The organism is Paenibacillus sp. FSL W8-0426, from assembly GCF_037969725.1.
Lineage (GTDB): Bacteria > Bacillota > Bacilli > Paenibacillales > Paenibacillaceae > Paenibacillus > Paenibacillus hubeiensis.
Genome location: NZ_CP150203.1, coordinates 1,925,003 through 1,946,027, shown reverse-complemented (window position 1 = coordinate 1,946,027; position 21,025 = coordinate 1,925,003). Strand labels below are relative to the sequence as shown.

At 50.2% G+C, this 21,025-nt stretch carries 24 protein-coding genes and 1 pseudogene; 8 read left to right on the top strand and 17 right to left on the bottom strand.

Annotated features, from left to right (window positions below):
• Positions 1 to 18 precede the first annotated feature (18 nt).
• The 3 genes from sufC to MKY59_RS08915 all read right to left on the bottom strand — a co-directional run bounded on the left by sufC (position 19) and on the right by MKY59_RS08915 (position 2,314).
• Positions 19 to 801 (bottom strand): Fe-S cluster assembly ATPase SufC, encoded by a 783-nt coding sequence (gene sufC / locus MKY59_RS08925; RefSeq protein ID WP_339277157.1) that lies wholly within the window; start codon positions 799 to 801, stop codon positions 19 to 21.
• A 367-nt stretch (positions 802 to 1,168) separates the two neighbouring features.
• Positions 1,169 to 1,747, bottom strand: coding sequence for a DUF1802 family protein (locus MKY59_RS08920; protein ID WP_339277156.1), 579 nt, complete (start codon positions 1,745 to 1,747; stop codon positions 1,169 to 1,171).
• A 105-nt stretch (positions 1,748 to 1,852) separates the two neighbouring features.
• Positions 1,853 to 2,314 carry a Dps family protein gene (locus MKY59_RS08915; protein ID WP_236421159.1) on the bottom strand — a complete coding sequence of 154 codons (462 nt, stop codon included), beginning with the start codon at positions 2,312 to 2,314 and terminating at the stop codon, positions 1,853 to 1,855.
• A gap of 274 nt (positions 2,315 to 2,588) precedes the next feature.
• Between MKY59_RS08915 and mtnK the strand changes: the two genes are divergently transcribed.
• Positions 2,589 to 3,806 (top strand): S-methyl-5-thioribose kinase, encoded by a 1,218-nt coding sequence (mtnK, locus tag MKY59_RS08910; RefSeq protein ID WP_339277155.1) that lies wholly within the window; start codon positions 2,589 to 2,591, stop codon positions 3,804 to 3,806.
• A gap of 21 nt (positions 3,807 to 3,827) precedes the next feature.
• Positions 3,828 to 4,901, top strand: a complete 1,074-nt coding sequence (mtnA, locus tag MKY59_RS08905) for an S-methyl-5-thioribose-1-phosphate isomerase (protein ID WP_339277154.1) — start codon at positions 3,828 to 3,830, stop codon at positions 4,899 to 4,901.
• A 67-nt stretch (positions 4,902 to 4,968) separates the two neighbouring features.
• Here the strand turns inward: mtnA and MKY59_RS08900 are convergent, their stop codons facing one another.
• The 3 genes from MKY59_RS08900 to MKY59_RS08890 form a co-directional block, all read right to left on the bottom strand.
• Entirely contained in the window at positions 4,969 to 5,271 is a 303-nt protein-coding gene (locus MKY59_RS08900; RefSeq protein WP_236421156.1) for a DUF1805 domain-containing protein, read from the bottom strand.
• A 353-nt stretch (positions 5,272 to 5,624) separates the two neighbouring features.
• Positions 5,625 to 6,107, bottom strand: a complete 483-nt coding sequence (locus MKY59_RS08895) for a hypothetical protein (protein WP_339277153.1) — start codon at positions 6,105 to 6,107, stop codon at positions 5,625 to 5,627.
• A gap of 74 nt (positions 6,108 to 6,181) precedes the next feature.
• Complete coding sequence (locus MKY59_RS08890; protein ID WP_339277152.1) at positions 6,182 to 7,129, bottom strand: SMI1/KNR4 family protein; 948 nt, start codon at positions 7,127 to 7,129, stop codon at positions 6,182 to 6,184.
• A 214-nt stretch (positions 7,130 to 7,343) separates the two neighbouring features.
• Between MKY59_RS08890 and MKY59_RS08885 the strand changes: the two genes are divergently transcribed.
• Positions 7,344 to 8,030 carry an aquaporin gene (locus tag MKY59_RS08885; RefSeq protein WP_339277150.1) on the top strand — a complete coding sequence of 229 codons (687 nt, stop codon included), beginning with the start codon at positions 7,344 to 7,346 and terminating at the stop codon, positions 8,028 to 8,030.
• A 72-nt stretch (positions 8,031 to 8,102) separates the two neighbouring features.
• A pseudogene (locus tag MKY59_RS08880) lies at positions 8,103 to 8,377 on the top strand (hypothetical protein); the annotation flags it as partial.
• A gap of 140 nt (positions 8,378 to 8,517) precedes the next feature.
• On the opposite strand, the gene ltrA reads toward MKY59_RS08880, so the two are convergent.
• From ltrA to MKY59_RS08865, 3 genes are all read right to left on the bottom strand, one after another.
• Entirely contained in the window at positions 8,518 to 9,810 is a 1,293-nt protein-coding gene (gene ltrA, locus MKY59_RS08875) for a group II intron reverse transcriptase/maturase (RefSeq protein WP_339277149.1), read from the bottom strand.
• A 578-nt stretch (positions 9,811 to 10,388) separates the two neighbouring features.
• Complete coding sequence (locus tag MKY59_RS08870) at positions 10,389 to 10,631, bottom strand: hypothetical protein (protein WP_236421149.1); 243 nt, start codon at positions 10,629 to 10,631, stop codon at positions 10,389 to 10,391.
• A 72-nt stretch (positions 10,632 to 10,703) separates the two neighbouring features.
• Complete coding sequence (locus MKY59_RS08865; RefSeq protein ID WP_236421148.1) at positions 10,704 to 11,156, bottom strand: ATP-binding protein; 453 nt, start codon at positions 11,154 to 11,156, stop codon at positions 10,704 to 10,706.
• Between the two features lie 352 nt (positions 11,157 to 11,508).
• Between MKY59_RS08865 and MKY59_RS08860 the strand changes: the two genes are divergently transcribed.
• Entirely contained in the window at positions 11,509 to 12,018 is a 510-nt protein-coding gene (locus tag MKY59_RS08860) for a hypothetical protein (RefSeq protein WP_236421147.1), read from the top strand.
• Positions 12,019 to 12,088: 70 nt separating this feature from the next.
• On the opposite strand, the gene MKY59_RS08855 is transcribed toward MKY59_RS08860, so the two are convergent.
• Positions 12,089 to 12,475 carry a DUF423 domain-containing protein gene (locus MKY59_RS08855; RefSeq protein ID WP_236421146.1) on the bottom strand — a complete coding sequence of 129 codons (387 nt, stop codon included), beginning with the start codon at positions 12,473 to 12,475 and terminating at the stop codon, positions 12,089 to 12,091.
• A gap of 291 nt (positions 12,476 to 12,766) precedes the next feature.
• Between MKY59_RS08855 and MKY59_RS08850 the strand changes: the two genes are divergently transcribed.
• Together MKY59_RS08850 and MKY59_RS08845 are read left to right on the top strand one after the other, a co-directional pair.
• Positions 12,767 to 13,201: a hypothetical protein gene (locus tag MKY59_RS08850; protein WP_339277147.1), complete on the top strand. Its 435-nt coding sequence runs from the start codon at positions 12,767 to 12,769 to the stop codon at positions 13,199 to 13,201.
• Positions 13,202 to 13,245: 44 nt separating this feature from the next.
• Positions 13,246 to 14,094 (top strand): DegV family protein, encoded by an 849-nt coding sequence (locus MKY59_RS08845; protein ID WP_339277146.1) that lies wholly within the window; start codon positions 13,246 to 13,248, stop codon positions 14,092 to 14,094.
• 70 nt (positions 14,095 to 14,164) lie between these two features.
• Here the strand turns inward: MKY59_RS08845 and pdaA are convergent, their stop codons facing one another.
• Entirely contained in the window at positions 14,165 to 14,950 is a 786-nt protein-coding gene (gene pdaA / locus MKY59_RS08840; protein WP_339277145.1) for a delta-lactam-biosynthetic de-N-acetylase, read from the bottom strand.
• A gap of 225 nt (positions 14,951 to 15,175) precedes the next feature.
• Between pdaA and cysC the strand changes: the two genes are divergently transcribed.
• On the top strand, positions 15,176 to 15,814 hold the full coding sequence (gene cysC, locus MKY59_RS08835; protein ID WP_339277143.1) for an adenylyl-sulfate kinase: 639 nt from the start codon (positions 15,176 to 15,178) through the stop codon (positions 15,812 to 15,814).
• Positions 15,815 to 15,912: 98 nt separating this feature from the next.
• On the opposite strand, the gene MKY59_RS08830 is transcribed toward cysC, so the two are convergent.
• From MKY59_RS08830 to MKY59_RS08805, 6 genes are all read right to left on the bottom strand, one after another.
• On the bottom strand, positions 15,913 to 17,832 hold the full coding sequence (locus tag MKY59_RS08830; protein WP_339277142.1) for an ABC transporter ATP-binding protein: 1,920 nt from the start codon (positions 17,830 to 17,832) through the stop codon (positions 15,913 to 15,915).
• Between the two features lie 3 nt (positions 17,833 to 17,835).
• On the bottom strand, positions 17,836 to 19,026 hold the full coding sequence (locus MKY59_RS08825) for a nucleotidyltransferase family protein (RefSeq protein WP_339277140.1): 1,191 nt from the start codon (positions 19,024 to 19,026) through the stop codon (positions 17,836 to 17,838).
• Positions 19,016 to 19,501: a lasso peptide biosynthesis B2 protein gene (locus MKY59_RS08820; protein WP_339277139.1), complete on the bottom strand. Its 486-nt coding sequence runs from the start codon at positions 19,499 to 19,501 to the stop codon at positions 19,016 to 19,018. The genes MKY59_RS08825 and MKY59_RS08820 overlap by 11 nt, the downstream gene beginning before the upstream one ends.
• A gap of 4 nt (positions 19,502 to 19,505) precedes the next feature.
• Positions 19,506 to 19,805, bottom strand: coding sequence for a lasso peptide biosynthesis PqqD family chaperone (locus MKY59_RS08815; protein ID WP_339277138.1), 300 nt, complete (start codon positions 19,803 to 19,805; stop codon positions 19,506 to 19,508).
• Complete coding sequence (locus MKY59_RS08810) at positions 19,802 to 20,743, bottom strand: aldolase (RefSeq protein ID WP_236415855.1); 942 nt, start codon at positions 20,741 to 20,743, stop codon at positions 19,802 to 19,804. Before MKY59_RS08810 ends, MKY59_RS08815 begins: the two co-directional genes overlap by 4 nt.
• A 137-nt stretch (positions 20,744 to 20,880) precedes the next feature.
• Positions 20,881 to 21,018: a paeninodin family lasso peptide gene (locus tag MKY59_RS08805; protein ID WP_236415856.1), complete on the bottom strand. Its 138-nt coding sequence runs from the start codon at positions 21,016 to 21,018 to the stop codon at positions 20,881 to 20,883.
• Positions 21,019 to 21,025 lie beyond the last annotated feature (7 nt).

Below are 21,025 nucleotides of genomic sequence, written 5' to 3'. Positions count from 1 at the left end.
TCCTCCTCCGTTTAGTCTTTACGCTTCTTGGCCTACAGTTTCGTCTGTAATTCCCAGTTCTTCTTTAACCCAATCGTAACCTTCTGCTTCAAGGCGTTCAGCAAGCTCAGGACCGCCGGATTTGACGATACGGCCTTGCATCATAACGTGAACGTAGTCAGGCGTGATGTAGTTCAACAAACGTTGGTAGTGAGTGATGATCAAGAAACCGCGATCTTCGCTCTTCATGGCATTGACGCCATTCGCTACGATTTTCAAAGCGTCGATATCGAGACCGGAGTCGATTTCGTCCAGTACAACGATTTTTGGATCAAGCAGCATCATTTGCAGAATCTCGTTCCGTTTTTTCTCACCGCCCGAGAAACCTTCGTTCAGGTAACGATGCGCAAATTCCGGGTTCATGTCGAGATCTTTCATTTTGCCTTCCATTTGACGAATGAACTTGATCAGGGAGATCTCGTTGCCCTCGCCGCGACGTGCATTGATTGCGCTGCGGAGGAAATCGGAGTTGGTTACGCCTGCGATTTCGCTCGGATATTGCATGGCCAGGAACAGACCGGCGCGTGCGCGCTCATCCACTTCCATCTCCAGCAGGTCTTCACCGTCCAGCGTTACGGTTCCATCGGTTACTTCATATTTAGGATGTCCCATCAATGCGGAAGCCAGCGTGGACTTACCTGTTCCGTTCGGACCCATGATCGCGTGGATTTCTCCACCTTTCATTTGCAGGTTGATTCCTTTCAGGATTTCTTTGCCTTCGATCTCCGCTTTCAGACCTTCGATGACGAAATTCGTAGCCATGTGTATTGTTTCCCTCCATTGGTAGAATTGATGTTAGCTGTCAAAACGAAAAAGCACCCATCATTGTATCTGAACAGGGCTTCCCCTGAATTTCCGGTTGTCTTCAACCATCAGCATAGAACTTTAGAATAATTCTAATCTGATTCTCACTGATTATCAAGACATTTCCTAAAGAAAGGATGTCTTTCCTTCAAACATTATTCTACATGATTCTATAATAAATCGGGACTTGAATCAAATTAGAATGCGGTGCCGCGGCAATTGAACAGTGAGAAAAATCACTGAAATTGACAAACGGCATCTTGGACCCTTTCTTTGTAAAGCCAAAAAAAGGACTTATCCAGATTATGGACAAGTCCTTTCCGCGTTAATCCGCTCGCAGCGCTTCTTCAATTCGCTTCACCCGTCTGTCATATTCCGCAACGTCCAGCACCGGCGTCATTTCGCGCAGCACCTGACCATTAGGAACGGAAATCCAAGATTTGCAGCCATTGTATTCGGGCAGCACAGGGATCTCCATCGGCTCATTCAGACGATATACGCGAAGCAGCAGCACATGAAGCGGATCTTTTCTTTTCCATTTTAAACGCGCTTCCGCAAAATCCGAAGTCCACATATGAAATTCTTGCAGTCGCTCCAGCGTTTCCTGATCCCGGATCTCAAGATCCTTCGTCACTTCGGCGTACGCCGTCAATTGGATCGCCTGCAGATCCGGGGACCACCCCGCCATGGATTCATCTACACGCGGTTGTTCTGCCGGCTTGATCAATTCTTTGCGTTGGTGCTCATAGGTCGGATACAAATAGAAAGCAGGGCTTTTCAGTTCGAAATGCCTCGTTTCCTCCACGATGCCGCCTTTGCGCATCACCAAAATTTGACGGCCGCTTTCCAGCTCTTTGATCGCAGAAGCCCATTCCTTCAGAGCCGGAGCCGTTGGTTGTGACATGTCGTTCCCCTCCCGAATCGGTCTTTGTCAGCAGTATAGTTGCTTGGCGCATTTCTGACAACTTATCCTTTCGGAAGAGGAACCTTCAAGCCGGGTGAGTATTTATTATCCAAGGAACGACCGCAGCATCCACATGTGTTTTTCCAGATCGGCCTTAAAGCCGGTCAACATGTCCGAGGTCGGTTGATCCTCCGCTTCCTCTGCAGCGTCAATGCCCTCCTGATACTCGTTCGACAGCGTTGCGAAATCCTCGATTAAATTCTGGACCATCGCGTTTGCATCTTCTTTTCCGGATGCCTCCTGAATGGTGGAAAGCTCCAGATACTCTTTCATCGTAGCGGCAGGGCTGCCTTTCAGGGTCAGCAAACGCTCGGCGATTTCGTCCATCTGTGCCGTAATTTCGTTGTAAAATTCCTCAAATTTCACATGCAATGTATAGAAATGCGGACCTTTGACGTACCAGTGATAGTTGTGGATTTTCACGTAAAGAACGTTCAGGTTGGCCACCTGACGATTCAGTATTTCTTGAACGGTTTTTGCTTGATTGGTTTTATTTGTTGTAGCCATGCATATCCCATCCTTTATCTAAAATTAGCCTGTCATGCCATGCTTCCCGGGTTCATGCGCGGGCACCACAGAGACTTTACCAATGATTCGTGATCTCCCGGGCACTTTCTCCGTCGGGCCTATCCTGATTTTACCCATGCTTCCCCGGGTTGAACCAAGCTTGAACGCCCTGCAGCAAAAAAAAGTACAAAAACGCGGGTATTTCCGATATACTGACACTTATACCAAGCAGAGAAGTGGGTTTTCTGTTTTCTTAACCATGGAGGTGGCATCCTTGACTCAATATCATCCATTGACTTCCCAAGACGCGATGGAACTCGCAAAAACGATACCCGGTCCATTCACGGCCGATTCCGAGTTGGAATGCCGCGAGATCGGCGACGGCAACCTGAATTTGGTTTTTCACATCACGGACCGAAACTCCGATAAAAGTATCATTATCAAACAAGCCCTCCCTTATGCGAAAGTCGTCGGTGAGTCTTGGCCCCTTTCCTTGGAGCGCGCCCGGATTGAAAGGGAAATTTTGCAGGAGCAATATCGCATTTGTCCGGGATCGGTCCCGGCGGTCTACCATTATGATGACGTTCTTGCTTTGACGGTGATGGAGGATTTGAGCGATCACACCATTATGCGCAAAGGCCTGATCGACGGCATGTCTTATCCGCTCTTCGCCCGCCATATCGGAGAATTCATGGCGCGGACGCTGTTTTTCACCTCGGACCTGGGCATGGATCAGAAATCGAAAAAAGAGAAACAGGGCCGCTTCATCAACCCTGACCAGTGCAAGATTACGGAAGACTTGATTTTCGACGAACCTTACCGCATTGCGGAAAAAAACAACTATGAAGCCTCCATCGAGGATGAGGCCGAAGCCCTTCGCACGGATGCAGCATTGCATCTTGAAGTTGCGCTGCTGCGGGAAAAGTTTTTGACCCATGGCGAAGCTTTAATCCACGGCGACCTTCACACTGGAAGCATCTTCGTTACCCCGGAATCGACCAAAGTCATCGACCCGGAATTTGCATATTACGGACCGATGGGTTTCGATATCGGCGCGGTGCTGGCCAATTTGCTGCTTCATTACGCTGCCGTGCCGGGGTGGATTCAGGATGACGCTGCCCGGAAGGCTCGCGAAATCGAAATGCTGGACATGGTACGGGATGTATGGACCGAATTCGAATCCCGTTTCCGTGCCTTATGGACAACCCATTTGCTCGATCCTGTGGCGAAAGCCCGGGGCTATGAGGATCATTATGTACAAAAACTGCTGCGTGACACTGCCGGTTTTGCCGGCGCCAAAATGGTCCGGCGCATCGTCGGCCTTGCCCACGTCGCGGATATCGACACGATTAAGGATGCCGCTTCCCGCGAGCGGGCCCAACGCAAATCGCTGGCCATCGGCAAAGCATTGATTAAAAGTAACCGCAGCTTGAATTCGATCGACGAACTGCTCGATACCGTGGCTGCGGCGGGATCCACGCTGGAACGCTAAAAACAGGAACGGGGGAACACCATGACAACAACCGATTATCAACCTCTGTCTTCCCTTGTATGGAAACAGGACAAGCTTGAAATGCTGGATCAGCGACTGCTTCCCGAAAGCATCGTTATGCTGAAGCTGTACACGCCGGAAGAAGTATGGGAATCCATCCACTCCATGAAGGTCCGCGGAGCGCCAGCCATTGGCATCGCTGCTGCCTTTGGCGTGGTGCTGGGTGCCAAAGCTTATGACGGCTCATCCATCGAAGGATGGCTGGAACATGTCAAATCGATCTGCGCCCACCTGGCTACATCGCGTCCTACAGCCGTGAACCTGTTCTGGGCACTGGATCGCATGTTGAACAAAGCGCAGGAATTGGCTCAAGCCGGAGCCTCCATCGATGACGGCAGCGCCGCCTTGGAAGCGGAAGCCTTGTTGATCCAAAAAGAGGACGAGGAAGTGTGCCGTATGATCGGTGAAAATGCGCTGCCACTCTTCGAGCACGGCATGGGCGTGCTGACGCACTGCAATGCCGGCGGACTCGCTACGGCCAAATACGGTACGGCGACCGCGCCGATGTACCTTGCCAAGGAACGCGGCATCGAACTCAAGGTATTTGCGGACGAAACCCGTCCCGTGCTGCAAGGCGCACGCCTGACTGCATTCGAGCTGCAGCAAGCCGGCATCGACGTTACGCTGCTATGCGACAACATGGCCGGCATGGTCATGTCCAAAGGATGGATTCAAGCCGTTATCGTTGGTACGGACCGCGTGGCGGCCAATGGCGACGTAGCCAACAAAATCGGCACGTACAGCCTCGCCGTATTGGCGAAGGCCCACAATATTCCGTTCTATGTGGCAAGCCCGCTGTCCACCATCGACTTGTCCACGCCGTCCGGCGATCTCATTCCGATCGAAGAACGCGCAGCCGAGGAAGTCACCGAAGGATTTGGCAAACGCACGGCGCCGCAAGGCGTCAAAGTGTTCAATCCTGCGTTCGACGTGACCCCGAACGAATATGTAACGGCCATCATCACGGAAAAAGGCGTCGTGCGCGCACCGTTTAACGAAAACCTTGCCGCATTGTTTGCGGACGAACAGGCTTAATATTAATAAAAATAAAGAAGGCTCCCCTCCGGGAGCCTTCTGTCATCATGTCGTAATTAAATCGAAATTAAATCATTTTCAATAGAGCTTCGACGCCGCTCATGCCCACGGTAATGCCCATCGCTTCGGCTTCGGTCGTTACCGATTCCATTGGCGCATGCAGCAGCTGATCCAACGTGCGTACGCCGACCGCACGGGCAGCAATGATTTTACGGTCCCCTAGCTTCTCATTCAGCAGCCCAACGTCCAAGGCACCACACATGATGTATCCCTTCGACGTATTTATCGTCAGCAAAGTGGTTTTGGGCAGCTTCACTTCCACGCCTGTCAGAACATGCCCTTCCACCACGATCGGTTCCATGGTCACCATCTGTTCGTTCCTCCTCTTCATCGCAGATCACGATAAAGTGTATGCCTGAATCAGGGCGGCTGTGTGGACATCTGCCCGGGTTTAATAAGATCTCGATGATGGGCCGCAACCTAACTTATCAACATTAATCTAATAGGTTTACTGTGCACCTACGGTTCGAAGCGAACCTCAAGAATACGGATTCGTCGTTCCAGACGGATAATCATATGAAATGCGACATCTGCTGGTTTCATGCTAAGAGTAAAATTCAGCTTCCCATACACTATCTGTATAAATAGAAACAGACTCATCCCCCGTAGTACTCTAGGACAAAACAAATAGCCTGAACCCTTGTTAAGAGGCTCAGGCCACCTTCATTTTTTGATTTCCGTTTTTTGATCGGGATAAGGCTTTCCTTCCGCATCATCCTCAGTGTATACATACCAGTGAGTGTACACTGGTTCATCTTTATCCGTTTCGACGTTCTCTGGCATGCAGATGAACCGGTAGACCGCAGCATCTTCTCCGCGAACCGTTAAAGTAATTGCAAGCTCCGGGTCGCCCCAACTTGGATACTTTATACGGTACTGACCATCAATCACCTCGCTTTGAAAGGATGGACTCGTCATGAATGCTTGGGTCTTCGTAAAAAGAAGCTGCACCTCTGCTTCATTAAGTTCTTCTTTGAGCTTGTAAGTAACTTCAACCCTAGGAGTAGAGTAACGAACCTCCGTCTTTTGGATAAGTGGGAAATTCTGCTTGATATCCTGCCTGAAAGCTTTAACCCCTTCCGAAGACACTTTGGTGTACGAAGTGCACGCCGTCATGAAGAGAACCAGAGCCAGAACCGGCGCCATCCGGAATACGCTGAAGTATGGCGTAGTGCTAAACCTCATCCGATCACCTGCTTTTTGAAGATTCGCCTGTTTCCTTAAAGTGAACCTTGGAAGTTGGGAGAACGATTTTCCTCATTCACCAAACCCCGAATAAAGGTGTCAACATCGGGAGCCAGCCAAGTGATCTTGTAACCTTGGTTTTTATCGATATGAACAACCTCGGGCTCGCCAGCATTCCCGGATGCCCGATAATCCAGCATCACTACCTCTGACTCAGCCGGGCACTCGCATAGCACTACGCCAATTTCCGGGTAGCCTCCCTGCTCGATGATGAATCGGCTGCCGGCTTCTCCACACAGCGAGTGTTTCTTCTCCCGCCCAATGCCCAACATGCCCGAAATCTCAATGCGTCTCTTCTCGGTAGCGTCCGCATCGCTGACAGGGAAATACCGATAACGGGGGACTCCACCATTATGTAATTTCATCATTTTAATATAGGATGTGGGCAGCTTGAAAACCAATTGTTCCTCCACGGCAGCAATCTGCTCATCGGTCGGCGGGGCCAACACAAATTGTTCTGCGGTTTCTGCGTGATCATCCCAAAAATCCCCGATTTCCGCTTCGCCAATGCTTGCCGTTTCGATTGGGGTTCCGGCGGCAGATTGGGCTGTCTCTACAGCCTTCTCATCGGTTTTGGTTTTGCTCCGAATCCATTCCAGAAATTCTTGCGTATCCTCATCTCCCGGATCCAGTCGGTCTGCCTTTTCAAAGGCTTCACGGGCATGCTCATATTGCTCCAAATAATAATAAGCCAGACCGATGCGATAATGCCAGAGCGGGTCATCCTGTCCCTCTTCCGCAACCGACAAGAACTGCTCGACTGCTTCTTCGTAACGCTCCAAATTATTCAGCGCTCTCCCCAGATGGCTGACCAGGGCATAATCCCGCTCTTCCTCCTTGATCTCTGTAATCGAATCCACGATTTCTTCGAATTCATCCTCTTCATGCCAAGCTTCGAGCCGTTCCAAGAGCTCATCTCTCATTGGCCTTGCCTCCCTATCCTATTCTTTGTAGAAATTATATCATTTAGGTGCTGCACACTCCACAAAGGCGATCGATATCAAACGTCCGTCGTCTTAAAACCGTGAAGATTGCCTTTTCATTTCGAGAACTGGTCATACCCTCTTTCTTGTACAGTTTTTGTATACTCGTTTCGTTTAATATCAAAAAGGATTTTTATTTCTTTGGAGGTAGGTTATGAACGTTTCATTAAAGAAGTATGCTGCTGAATTCATTGGAACTTTTGTTCTGGTTCTATTCGGCTGTGGCAGTGCCGCAACGGCAGGGGGAGAGCTTGGATATTTGGGCATTGCATTGGCATTCGGGTTGTCTATTGTGGCGATGGCCTACGTGATCGGACCGATTTCGGGATGCCATATCAACCCGGCGGTTTCACTCGCCATGTTCATGAGCCGTAAATTAAAGGGTAGCGACTTTATCGGGTACGTTATTTCGCAAATCCTTGGGGCGATCGCGGCCTCTGCCCTTCTGTACGCCATCATCGTCTCCGCAGGCATGCCCACGACGGGGCTCGGTCAAAACGGTTTCGGCCCTGGCTACGGGATCGGGATTACAGCGTTCATGGCGGTCATTGTCGAGGTCGTTTTAACCTTCGTATTTATTTACACGATTCTGGGCGTGACCTCCAATGAAAGCAATGGAAACATCACCGGTCTGGTCATCGGACTGACGCTCGCTTTCGTACATATTCTTGGCATCGCCTTGACGGGAACGTCCGTCAACCCTGCAAGAAGCTTGGGACCAGCTCTTTTGCTCGGCGGACAAGCCTTATCCCAATTATGGGTGTTTCTAATCGCCCCGCTTGTCGGTTCTGCATTGGCCGTTGCTGTGTATCAGGGTCTGAACACCCATAAGGGAAAGTAAGGGCACAACGCTCTTCAATTTTTTGACGCATAGCCCTCCCGCTCCTTTCAAAATTGGTGGGGGCTATTTGGCGTTAGAGCCTTTTTGGAAGCTGCAAAATGTTTTGCACGTGGCGGGTACGATGTCATTATAGATGGAATTGTTGGTCCTTGGTTCTTAGAGCAATCAATCGCACCAAACCGGACAACAACTCCAACATTGAGTTGGTAGAGAACATGTGGGAGCAGTTTAACAATTTGGGTTGCTATGAATCCAATATTGTTGACACAACCCATCAATCCATCGAACAAAGTGTTTCAACAATAAAAGCTGTGATTGAAAAAAAATCTTCTTTACTCACGATTTGATGCGTTACACAGTTAAAAATCGATATCCAAATGTACGTACTAGAGTAAAGGGCTGGTCTTCCCAGCCCCTCCTCATCAAACCGTACGTGAGGTTTTCCCTCATACGGCTTTCCGATGTTCGTCATTCATGAGCGTGCGGACTACAAGAGCTTCTTCAATCCATGTAATTTTGCCAAATACTTCACCTCTGAATAGGACCCTATCCATCTCGCTCGTTGCCGTTTCTTCGCATACCATCTTGTGAACCGCTGTAGAATATACCAGTCTAATTTGGCTAATATCCGTTTACCGTAAAACGTATGGTAGTAATTTCGCCAACCTTGGATCTTGGGGTTCAGCCATGCAACGTGTTCTTGGAAAGCGTACTTTCGCATACTTGGTGGCGCTAAGCGCTCCTTCACCACTTCGCGAATCCGCGCTTCCGCTTTTGAAGTTAACCATTGCTGTGTTGAATAATACACTCGTGCTTTGGACGTTTCTGTTTTCGTTCTGCGGTGATGCATCCCCAGAAAGTCAAAGCCTTCTTCGCCTGTCCATAAACCAACAATCCGTGTTTTGGTCGGATGCAGGGTTAGCTCCAATCGTTCCATAATCCTCTGGATGAGTTCGTAGGCACGCATAGCGTCTTTTCTGGTTTTGCATACGACCACAAAGTCATCTGCATATCGCGTTAATTCTCCACATTGTTTCCCATGGCGTTCCCACAATAGATCGAAGTAGTTCAGATAGATGTTTGCTAGTAAAGGCGAAATCACTCCGCCCTGTGGCGTGCCTAAATCCGAGCGCCGGACACTTCCTTCTTCCATAACTCCCGCAACAAGCCACTTTCTCACCAATTTCAAGATACGACGATCACTGATTCGCATGGCGATCAGCTTCATTAGTTTCTCTTGGTTGATGTTATCGAAGTAGCCTTGGATGTCGACGTCGACCACCCAGTTTCCTTTGCGGTTGCATGCTTTACGGATTCGTTCCAGCGCTTGTTTGGCACCCCGTTTCGGGCGAAAACCGAACGAACATTCTTGGAAATCTGCTTCAAAGATAGGTTCAATGACAAGCTTCGTTGCCATTTGCATGACCCGGTCACGAATGGTTGGGATGCCGAGAGGCCTCTGCTTTCCATCCTTCTTGGGGATGTACTTCCTTCGAACAGCCGAAGGGTGGTAGTCTCCTTCTTTCAGCAGTCGGTGGCACTCTTCTATGAACTGAAATTCACCTTGCCTCTCAATGTCCGAAAGGGTTTGTTCATCCACACCCGCTGCACCTTTGTTCGCGCGCACTCGCCTCCATGCTTCCCACAGAATATCCCTTCTATAGACCTTGTCATACAGAGCATGGAATCTTCGCTTCTTGTTTTCCTTGGCCGCATGACCTAGCTTCTCTTGGAGTTGTTGAACGTTTTCTTTTGGTGTTGTTAGCCCTTCGGCATTCACTAGCTCGTACCTCCTTAAGAAACATGAACAAAGCAGGGCTCCTTCCCTCCGACAGGTTGTGTTGTCCTGTCGTTCCTCAGTACTATGAGCCCCTCGGACTCCCTTCCTGCAAGTTGATCATTTCATCTTTTGGACTTATGGACCACTTCGTTACGGTTTCAAAAAAAAAAACCGTGCAGGGGAGGGTCTCCCCAGTTCACTGTATCCTCTTTCATACCATGCCGATCCCCTTACGCCGGAGGATTCTTCACTGCCGCTCCAAGTTCGTAACAGTTTCCGTGGCCTTCACCCATTAAGCCGAGGTTCGGCTTCCTCTTGTCCCTCTTGCGAGGCCTTTTTGACGACGCGGCAGGATTCACTTGATGTTACGGCCTGGTATGTCGCTCGCCTTGTCTCTGACATGACTTTTGTCGATGCGCTTCTACGCAAAGCTCTCGCCGTACGCAGGCATCCTAGCTACATGGGGGCTTGGCCCCTCCCATGACCGGACTTTCACCGGCTAGAAGATACGTGCCTCTGGGCACGCGCCTAACGAAAAAACCACTTCAAGCATCATGAAGTGGTCCCATGGAATTTGGTTACTGCTTTTTTTTCATATGCCTTATGTCCGATAATTCCTTTCGAATGGCCAATATGCGTTCAAGTTCCGTTTTGCGGGTCTGCTCTTCGTTCGCCAGATTCAAATGATGCGCATCCATTTCAACAGGTCCTTGACCACCAAGCTTCTGAGGCGGGGCAGCTCTGCCCGGCTGAGCCCGTTTAGGGAGCTGGCTTCGTTTTGATTTCATGATTTTCTCGAAAATGCTGTCTCTAGGTGGCATGCCGATCATCCTTTTTTTACGTCAGTCATTATATCATCGGTATAATCCACAAAAAATATAAGAGACAAACGTTTACTCTACTAGCTTGGGGTCTGCTTTCTCAACGAAGAAATGTCCACCCGTCGACCTAACGGTATATAACTCGTCAAATCCTTCACGATATGATGGGGATTGCATTTTCTTCAAAGTACTCTTGATGCCGATTTCCGGAATTCTTTCTTCCCCCGTCCTTTTCCCGTTTCTTTCCAACGAGAGGGCATAGTCGGGCTCAAAAAAATAACCGATGACTTTAAATCGATGTTCTTTGGCACAGCCTATATATTTCTGCCGCTCTTCCATGGTCGGATTGGTGTTGTCGATGACAAAAGGCTGCTTGGCCTCCAGCGAAGCTTGTATAAACAAGTTCTCCCGATTTCTCGTCCTCAACATGTCGAGATTAATCCTCATGTGTGTTTGGAAAAACCTCTCCCTGTAAAACGTTGATTTCCCTGAAGCCTGAATCCCGATAAAAATGACGCATTCCATGCTTACTCATCCCTTGAAAAATAAATATGATTCCTTTTCCACAATCAACTTGCCTGAAGCTGTATTTCGTATCCTTTTATTCTGTCCCCAAAATCGTCTTTTTCATCACGTGCTCCTTTCAATGCTAGTGTCTGTGTGCTCAAACCCCATATACGCACCCTATTTTCTCTGTATTGAACACTAGGATTATTACAATTTTAATGATATAGTTAATGATGTTCATCATTGCATTTGTCAAGGCACCTGCCTACGCAGTGCAATTTACATAAGTTTCGGCAAAGGCAATGTCTGGATGTAATCGTGTACAAGGCCAATGTCAGACGACACATATCTTTTAACGGGGCTGGGATCAATGAAAGAAAACTTATCCAATAGTGAAGACGTCGGCTATTTGTTTAACGTCGATATTCTAATCAAGAGCCGCTCGAACGCTTTGGCAATGCAGTCCCTCTTGGAACTCTTAAATGCAGGGGAACCGATCGCGGATTTTCGGATCCAATCCGGCATCGAGCTTGGCAAAATTATCGAAGCGACCATCCAAGCGAAAAAAGACTCCATTATTGCACGGCAAGGAAAAAAAGTGCAAGTGCAGGCACAAGCACAACCGACCGCTCCGCCGGAGGCTCCTGCTTCCAAAGAGACCGGTTCGCCTACCGGCAATTCGTTTGATGCATGGATTGAAACGCTAATCAAGGAAAAACGACTGACGCGGATCGTTGTGAACAACAAAAAAGGCAAACATCAGAGCATTCCATGCCGAATTTTAAATTTTGACCGGGACAACGATATGGTCAGCGTATATCATGTGGATGAAAAACAGGTTTATTCTTTTAAAACCAATGAAATCGATGAGTTTTTATAATATCGCCAAAAACAAACGAAAGCAGCCTACGCCGGAAACGTCATCACTTCCCCGTAAGCTGCTTTTTCCTTCATTTTCGGCTTGCTCCGCGCTGCCACAAATCGAGCGCGAACAGCAGCCATCCGAGAATGAACGCTACGCCTCCGATGGGCGTGATGGCTCCCAACATTTTGACCCCTGTTATGGTGAGTGTATACAAACTTCCCGAAAAAACGATAATGCCGATCAACAACAACCTCGCCGCCCAGCGAAGTTTGGCCGATTCACCGAGTTGCCCTGCCGTCAGCCCGATGATCAGCAAACCGAGGGCATGAATCATGTGATACTGCACCCCGGTTTCATATACGGCGATGGCGTCGGCCCCAACGAACTCCTTCAGCATATGCGCTCCAAATGCGCCTATGGCTACAGACAGCATCGTCAATACGGCACCAACCGTCATCCATCTTCGTTGCATGTTCTTCTCTCCTCTTGATTCAGTCTTCCCACTTTCACTCTGCACCATGTTTATTGTAACGAAATGCCGGGGCATTTGCCAGTTGCGCAGAATGACGCCGTTCATTTCCTCCCGGCACGGATGAGGCTTAATCTCGTATACATGCTGCATGCATACAAAACCTTGATTTTTATCGTTAATTATGGAAAAGTTATAAGGTAAAATTGCAGCGAGCTAAGGATTGCAGCTCCGTCAATGAAAGAAAATGAAGTTTAAAACCCTACTATAACGGATAAGGAGGGACATTACGTTATGGATCAAAAGCCTGGGCATGAATTTGGCTTCCCTGAAGCATCCCCCAACCAGGATTATCATGCAAACGATCAATCATCTAACCCAAAAACAAAACATTCCGGTCCCGGAATCGCCAGTTTCGTGATCGGCATCACGGCGCTGCTTGCCTACATCGTCATATTTGTTCTGGTGACAGCCGCGATAAGCAGCTACATGGGCCATGCGCTCACTCCCGAGCAAGTGGAACAGCTTGCATTGCACCCGGCCATCATCCTGGCCTCCGTCTCGATGCTGGCCTGCATCATTCTTAACCTGGCCGGCTTAATCGTCGGGATCGTCGGCCTGGTCATACGGAATCGCAGGAAAGTATTCGCCGTCATTGGAACCCTGCTGAATGGCTTGATGATTCTGGCCTGCGCAGCTCTTGTGTTCGCCGGGATCTATCTACTTTAATGATGTAACGTCTTCAACATTCCAATTGAACAAAGGAGATCGACATGCCACGAATCAAAATTTTTTCGGACAGCACCAGCGATTTGAATCCCGAATGGATTCAGACTTATGACATCGGCGTCATTCCCCTTTACGTCGTTTTCGGGGACGAATCGCTAAAGGATGGGGTGGAAATCACCCCTGAACAACTATATGCGCGAGTGGACCAGGACGGACGGCTGCCCAAAACGGCTGCACCCTCCCCTGCCGATTTCATGGCTGCTTTCAGACCCTACATAGAACAGGGAGACGACATCCTGTATATCAGCCTGTCCTCCGAGCTTTCTTCCACATATCAGAACGCCAAAATTGCCAGCACCGAATTCCCGGAGGGGCGAATTTCCGTCGTAGATTCCCTTAATCTGTCTTCCGGGATTGGTTTGCTCGTCATGAAGGCGGTGCAGGCGGCTGAAAAAGGGCAAACCTTGGCTGAGGTCACCAAGCTGGTGGAAAGCGTGCGGCCCCATGTGCGAACAGAGTTTGTCATTGACACCCTGGAATATTTGTATAAGGGCGGACGCTGCTCCGGCATGCAAAATCTGATCGGCAGCCTGTTGAAGATCCGTCCGGTCATTCGTGTGGCCGACGGGAAAATGACTCCGGCTTACAAAGTGCGCGGCAAACGGGAAAAAGCGATGGATCAGATGCTCCAGAACAGTCTGGCCGATAAAGAGCAGATCGATAAAGACCTGATCATCGTTGTGCACACCATGGCGAAGGAGGATGCGCTTGCTCTCCAAAAAACGCTGCAGGAGCAAACGGGGGCCCGCGTAGAAATCACGACCGCCGGATGCGTAATATGCAGCCATTGTGGTCCAAAAACGATCGGCATCATTTATCATACCGTAGTCTAACCAAACATCGAAAAAGGGCATTCCTGCACGCGGACGTCGTACGCCGGACAGGGTGCCCTTTTGATATGAATCAATAACTTTTCGTCTTCAGCTCGTTCAAATGTTTGAATACATATCCCTGCTTGCGCGCTTCGTCGATAATGGATGCCAGCGCCTCCGTATTATCCTTTGACACCGAATGAAGCAAGATGACCGCCCCGGGATGTAATTGCTTGAGCACTTGCTGACGCGCATAATCGGTTCCCCGCTGAACGTTCGTATCCCAATCCTTGTAAGCTACGGACCAAAAAACGTTCACATATCCTTGGGCACGGCTCTCGGCCAATGTACGGTTGTTGAAAATGCCGCGCGGCGGGCGCAAATAGGACGTTTGTTGGCCCGTGAGACGATGGATCTCCGTTTGAACCTGTGCCAACTCCGTTTTTATTTTTTCATTGGAGATGCGAGTCATGTCCGGATGGCTCCAGGAATGATTCCCCACGACATGCCCTTCCGCTGCCATGCGTTTCACGAGTTCCGGCTGATCCTTCAAATAATGCCCTGTAACGAAAAACGCGGCAGGCACCTTCTTGTCACGCAAAACATCCAGAATCGCCGGCGTAAATCCATTCTCATACCCGTTGTCAAACGTGAGGTACAATTCCTTTTGTTTCGTATCTCCCAAAAAAATGGCATCATTCTGCTGCAAAATGGCTTTGAAGCCTTCTTGATCAATGGACGGCAGCTGGCCGTTCTCGCTTTTTTTGAAACCAAAATGATAAGCCCCGTTAATCGGCGATGCATCCACTTGTCCCGTGCCCACCAACATGCCAATGGCCAGCAAGGTCAATTTGGCGCAAAGTAAAAATCGCTTCATCATATTCTCTCCTGTTCCTGAGTATAGGCGCGTCCTTCTCCGACACAGACGTACAACCATCTACAGCTAATATGCCACAGGACTTTCGAATATATGTAACGGGTAACGGTGCAGCCAGCCTTTTCCTCCACCAAATAACGGTAGCAATCTCACGAAATAAATCGCTATAATATTGAAAATATGTTAAAATATAATATATTCAGAGTAGGAACAAGGGGGATACCAATGTCTGCACAAGAACGCAACCTTACCTGGCAGCATTCAAGCTTAAGTCGAACGGAACGGGAACACGGTAATGGACATCGCAGCCTCACCTTATGGTTTACCGGGTTGTCCGGCGCGGGAAAGTCTTCTCTGGCCTTTGCCCTGGAACGAAGAATGCATCAGCAGGACCTGCGTTGTTACGTATTGGACGGAGATAACGTCCGGCATGGGTTGAACAAGGATCTGGGTTTCAATGCCGAAGATCGGCAAGAAAATCTGAGACGGATCGGCGAGGTTTCGAAGCTCATGGTGGATGCCGGGTTGGTGGTACTGTCCGCATTTATCTCGCCCAACGCGCAGGATCGGGAGATGGTTAGGCAACTGTTTGAACCCGGGGATTTTGTTGAAATCTATGTCCGTTGTTCGATCGAGGAATGTGAACGACGCGATCCCAAAGGACTGTACAAAAAGGCACGCAACGGTGAAATCCCTCATTTTACAGGCATTTCAGCCCCTTATGACATTCCCTCTAACCCTTCTCTCATCATTGACACGGAATTATTGCCGCTGGAGGACGCCGTGGACCAAATCATGCAGCATTTGGAGCATATTCAGGCCCTTTCTTTGCCACTCTCATCGGTCAGCGGCACAACATCATGAACTTATTTCCGCAAAATGCAAAGGCGCAGCTGTAGTCTGCGCCTTTCGCATGCCTGCTTTTAACGTAATCCTATCGCACCTTATCCTTATCCTTATCCTTATCCTTGTCCTGCCATGCCTGTCTGCATGCTAAGCAGTTTGCTGAAGGTCCCAACGGGATCCGCCGAGAGCTGTTGGTAGCCACCCTGCTGAATGACCTTGCCCTCCTCCAAAACGATGACCCGGTCCGCCGTACGAATCGTGGACAAACGATGCGCAATGACGATAATGGTTATGCGTCCCCGCAATTGTTCCAACGCGGCATGAATATGCTGTTCATTTTCACTATCGAGAGCACTCGTTGCTTCATCCAGTACCAGTACGGACGGATTGCGCAGCATTGCCCTGGCCAAAACAAGCCGTTGGCGCTCGCCGCCCGACAACCGAACACCGCGATCGCCTATGACGGTATCCAGGCCCTGAGGAAGCTTGCGGACGAATGCTCCGGCAGACGAAAATTGCAATGCCCGCCACATCTGCTCCTCGCTTGCATGGGGATCGACCAACTGCAAATTTTCGCGAATGCTTGAGTGAAACAGGAACGGGTCCTGGGACACATAACCAATCGAGCTCCGCCATTTCAGCAACCGGTCCTCCGACAACGGAAGGTCGTCGATCACGATTTGTCCCTCTTCGGGACGTACCAGCCCCATGATCAGGTCGATCAGCGTGCTTTTCCCCGCTCCGGATTTGCCTACGATCGCCGTCATGCCTTTGGCCGGAATCGAAATGTTTGCTTGATGCAGCGCGTACGAAGGACTGCCTGCATACCGGTAACTGACATTGCGGCATTCGATGCTTCTCGTCAACTCCAGAGGCTGTACCTGGTCAAATGTCATGCCCGTTGCTGTATGGCTTTGGAAAGCCATGTCCGCTTTGCCTCTGCTTTTCCGCGGTCCAGGGATGGTTGGCTCCCGCTCACCAGCTTCCTTCTGCAAGGTGCCTTCGGTGATGCCATCGCTGATCTCCCGGCTGTTCTCCGTCTCCACCTGCAGCTCGCGAACGATCCGGAATGCAGGCAGCATGGAGCTGATGTATTCCAGATTGGACTGAATCGACGTAAATCGCGGCCACAATCTGGAAAAAATAAGAATAATCAGCAAAAGGCTGGTAGGCGGAACGACAAGAACGCGCAGCGAAATATAAATAAAGGCAGCAATCATCACGGCTGCAGACACCCGGTGAATCAACTGCGTTCTGCTGTTCAAACGAATGAACTGGACCACGTTCTGTTCAATCCGTTTGCACATCAGCTCGAACCAGCTGATATGGGACGATTCCAGCATGTTGCTTTTGATATCCTTGATGCCGTTGAAATGCTCCGTAATCCCGTTGTAATAATGCTGTGAATATTCCGTCGTCTGGTCCCCGATTTGTTTGGCCTGCTTGACAAACCTTTTCAGGGCAACGAACAGCAGCAGCCCGCAGACAATCACCAGCAAGGTCAACTTTACCGATAACAGGAAGGCCAGACCGATCTGGATGGCCGTAAAAATGATCGATGCTGCCATCTGCAGCACAATGCCGGTTCCCTGGCTTACGCGGGCAAGCTCTGTCGTCAGCACATGGCTGAAATCGGCTTTTCGTTTCCGAAGAAAAAATGGCCAATTGGCCATGATCAACGCACGATAGGTATCGAGACGCAGCGTCCGCACGAATTGCTGCTGTATGCGGGTGTTCCGCACCGTCTGCAGTCTTTGCAACCATGCCTGCCCGGCTACGATCAGCACAAAAGCAAGCAGCACGAGATTCAGGCGTGTATGTTCGGGGAAACGGCCGAGCCATTCCGAAGCCCACGGCAATTGAATGCCTGCGCTGCCAGGATCGAAAACGCCGATCAACCCGAGCATGGGTACAAGCATGTAAATGCCGATACCCTCCATCAGGCTGATGCATATCATGCCGATCAGGTTCCAGTACAGAATCGGTCCGGTAATTTCATGCAGTTTACGCATATAAAATCGCAGCTCGGAAATCATGACTTACCCCCTTTCCGTCATCGTACTGCGTTTCATGCGGCGCCAACACCATAGAAACGGACGTAACGGAAAATATAGAAAATGCAGGGACTTGGGCAGCGGCAGTTGGGCTACGTCCCAGGTGCTGGGATACAAGCGTTCTTTGAAAAAGAGAAGCTTCTGGCCAGGGCTTCGGAGAGCGAACAGATACGAACGATAGATCTTGAGATCGTCGGGCGCAGCCAGCATGCCTTGCATAAACAACAACGCCTGTCGGGCAAGCCGCTCTCCTTTTCCTTCCATACTTGATTGCAGCTCCCCCTGACAACGCTGCAAAGGGGTATTGAACAACGCTGCGGAGAGAATGAGCGCCTGTCCGGCAATCGGCATGCGTCCTTCGAGCTTCATTCGCCGGGAAGCAGCATCCAGGTCAAGGGGCATCGTTCGCAGCATACGGTCAATGTCATACAGCCAGCGCAGCCGGAACCAGCCGTGTCTTGCCCCATGAGTGACCAAATACGCAAACAAATCCTCGCGCTCCAGCATGCGAACCGGAGTCGAGGTATATGCGCTGACCCTGCTCCTCTGCCACAACGTTTCGAAACCGGCTTCCCGGCCCGTGTCCGGATTTAGTCGCCAATGAATCTCCACCTGCGTTTTTCGAACCGGATGCTTGTAACAGATATGATGCTCGCGCCACTTCCAGCTGCTTACACTTCGTCTTCCTTTATCGTCCTTGCATATGTAACCGAGATCCAGCAGCACGGCTTCCGCCTGTTCCACATCGTCAAACGGGATTAACAGATCCAGGTCTTTGGAGGTGCGCAGGGAAACATCTCCATACAGGTCATGGGCCAAGGCAGGACCCTTCATCGTAATATTGCGGATCCCGGCTTGCGTCAGTCTTCCGCATACCCGTTCCATCTCTGCCGTCAAATGCAGCATGCGAAACGTATTTGCCGTATATTCCTGCTTCAGGCTTTCCACAACAGCCGGAGGAAATGGCACGTCATGCATCGCGGTGATGTTCAGATAAAGGACGGCGTACAATCTATGGTGCATCGCAAGCTGCAAAAAGAGATTCCAATCCACGCCTTGCAGCCGTTCCCTTCCCTCTTCGGACGAGAGCTTCCGAAAATCTCCGTTCAACATGCTTAGCATGAGCTTGAGCTCCTGTGGAAAACCGGCAGTGCAGCGTTCAAATTCATGTGTCATAAACAATCTCCCCAGACTCCTTCTTCGAACAATGTTTGCCAAACACGCCTACCACCGTATACTGTTCCATCGTATCGGCACCGGTCACGATCAGTTTGCCGCTGCGCAGCCAGGCATGGGCAGCCATCCGCCCCTGTTTGTCACGGGCAGTGCCCATATACAGCGTGCTGTCGATGCCGCGCCGTTCCAGCATTTTCATCGCGGCGATGGCCATCACCAGGCAGCGGCTCTCCCACCAGGCGAACTTGCTCGCCATGAGGATTGCTTTGGATATGTTGCGTACGGTTAAGACATCGGCGCGATTTAATCCGTCCGATGACGTCTCTACCATAGGTGTTCCAAGGCCCGGTGCTATTTTGGCAAACGGCATCGCTTTGAGAATTCTGGCCCAGCCGAGTCCGAAATACGCTTCCCAGATCAACGAACGCATCTCGCTCGGCAAAGAACGATACGTTCTGAGTTTGCGGAGCAGCATCGTCCTATTCTCCAGGGAGCACGTCGATTAATCCTTCGCGGGACAGATGCTCCAAAAATGCAGTCACGCTGTTCAAGCACACCTGAGGATCGACCTCGTATTCGGAAGACAGCACATCAACGATTCCGGCCACCGTTCGCTCTTCGGACAACAGTTCCCAAATCCGGCCGCCGGTGGTCCCCAAATTGTAATACTTTCCGCTCTGGATGCTCATCATCACTTTCTCTCCACCCATATCGCTAACGAGATTGCCCTCTTTGCGCGTAATCCGGTCTTGCTCTTCCAATGGTTTGATTGCCGTCATTGTGCGGTATACACTCCTTTGCTTATGTGATTCGTAATCCGGTCCACCATCTCGAATGCGGTGAATTCGGTACCAGACCTCGTAATTCTGGATACTTCCACACCTGCCGAGAGCCGTGACACCGTCTCAAACAGCCACTGCGCCAACCCCTGGCGGGCAATCAGGCTGCTGCGAAACGTATGCGTGCACAGCAGATGCAGCCTTTCAAGCCCCTCTACTTCATGCAGTTGAATCGGGCCTGGCGCCGCATCCGGCTTAGGAGCAAGTTCGAATATGCCTCCCAGAGGTACCGGACTGTCATGAAAATAGTGCTGAACCGGAATGGCGTATTTGGTGATCTCCGCATGCACCGTAGCATAATGCTGCGATTCCATGCCAAAGCCGTCCAGACTCGCCTGCCACAGCTTCTGTTGGGGATACCCCGGAGATACGATCGCTCTTCCTCCAGCATCCCAAGTCAATGCAACGATATCATCGGTCAACAAAGGATATCCCCGTGAGGCCAAGGCTGCCGACAGGGTCGACTTGCCTGCCCCGGAATGTCCCACAAACGCATATGCCCATCCATCGATGACGACTGCGCTTCCATGGAGGGGAAGAACCCCGCGCTGCATCATAATGACGGCCATGCATGTGCCCAGAATGTAAAGCCTCGTCTTTTTCTCGTCGGCATCAGGCTCGGGGCTGATCAAGATGCGCCGCCCCCGTTCCATGCAAAACATGCCGACATGGTCAATCCGAAAAAGAAAGCATCCGTCTCTTGCTACAAAATTGCCATTCCCTACATTCCACTCGGCCCACAAGTCGTGCAGCTCGGCTGTTTCAATATGTACATCGGCGTGACCCGGTTCGGTTTGGTTTCTTGCAACCTGAAGTTCGGGCATCGAAATATAGCTGCTCCAGCGCAATCCATACGCATCGTATTGTACAGGCAACAAGCTCAGGCCCTCCTTTGCACCACATATATGAAAAAAGCCCTTATATTTATTCGCAAAAATAGAAGGGCTGGGCGAAAAGATCGATGTTCCGTCTTTTCGCCCTTTAAGTATGATCAGACATGAATCACATGTAATTATTAGGAAACCGGATTGTACAGGTCAGCATCGTGATCAGAGATCCAGTCGATTTGTCTCCAACCAATCCCAGCCATCGTCTGATTGACTTCCAATACTTCAAGAGCTGGCGCTTGCCATTCTTTTTTCTCAGCGTTCATCGTCATC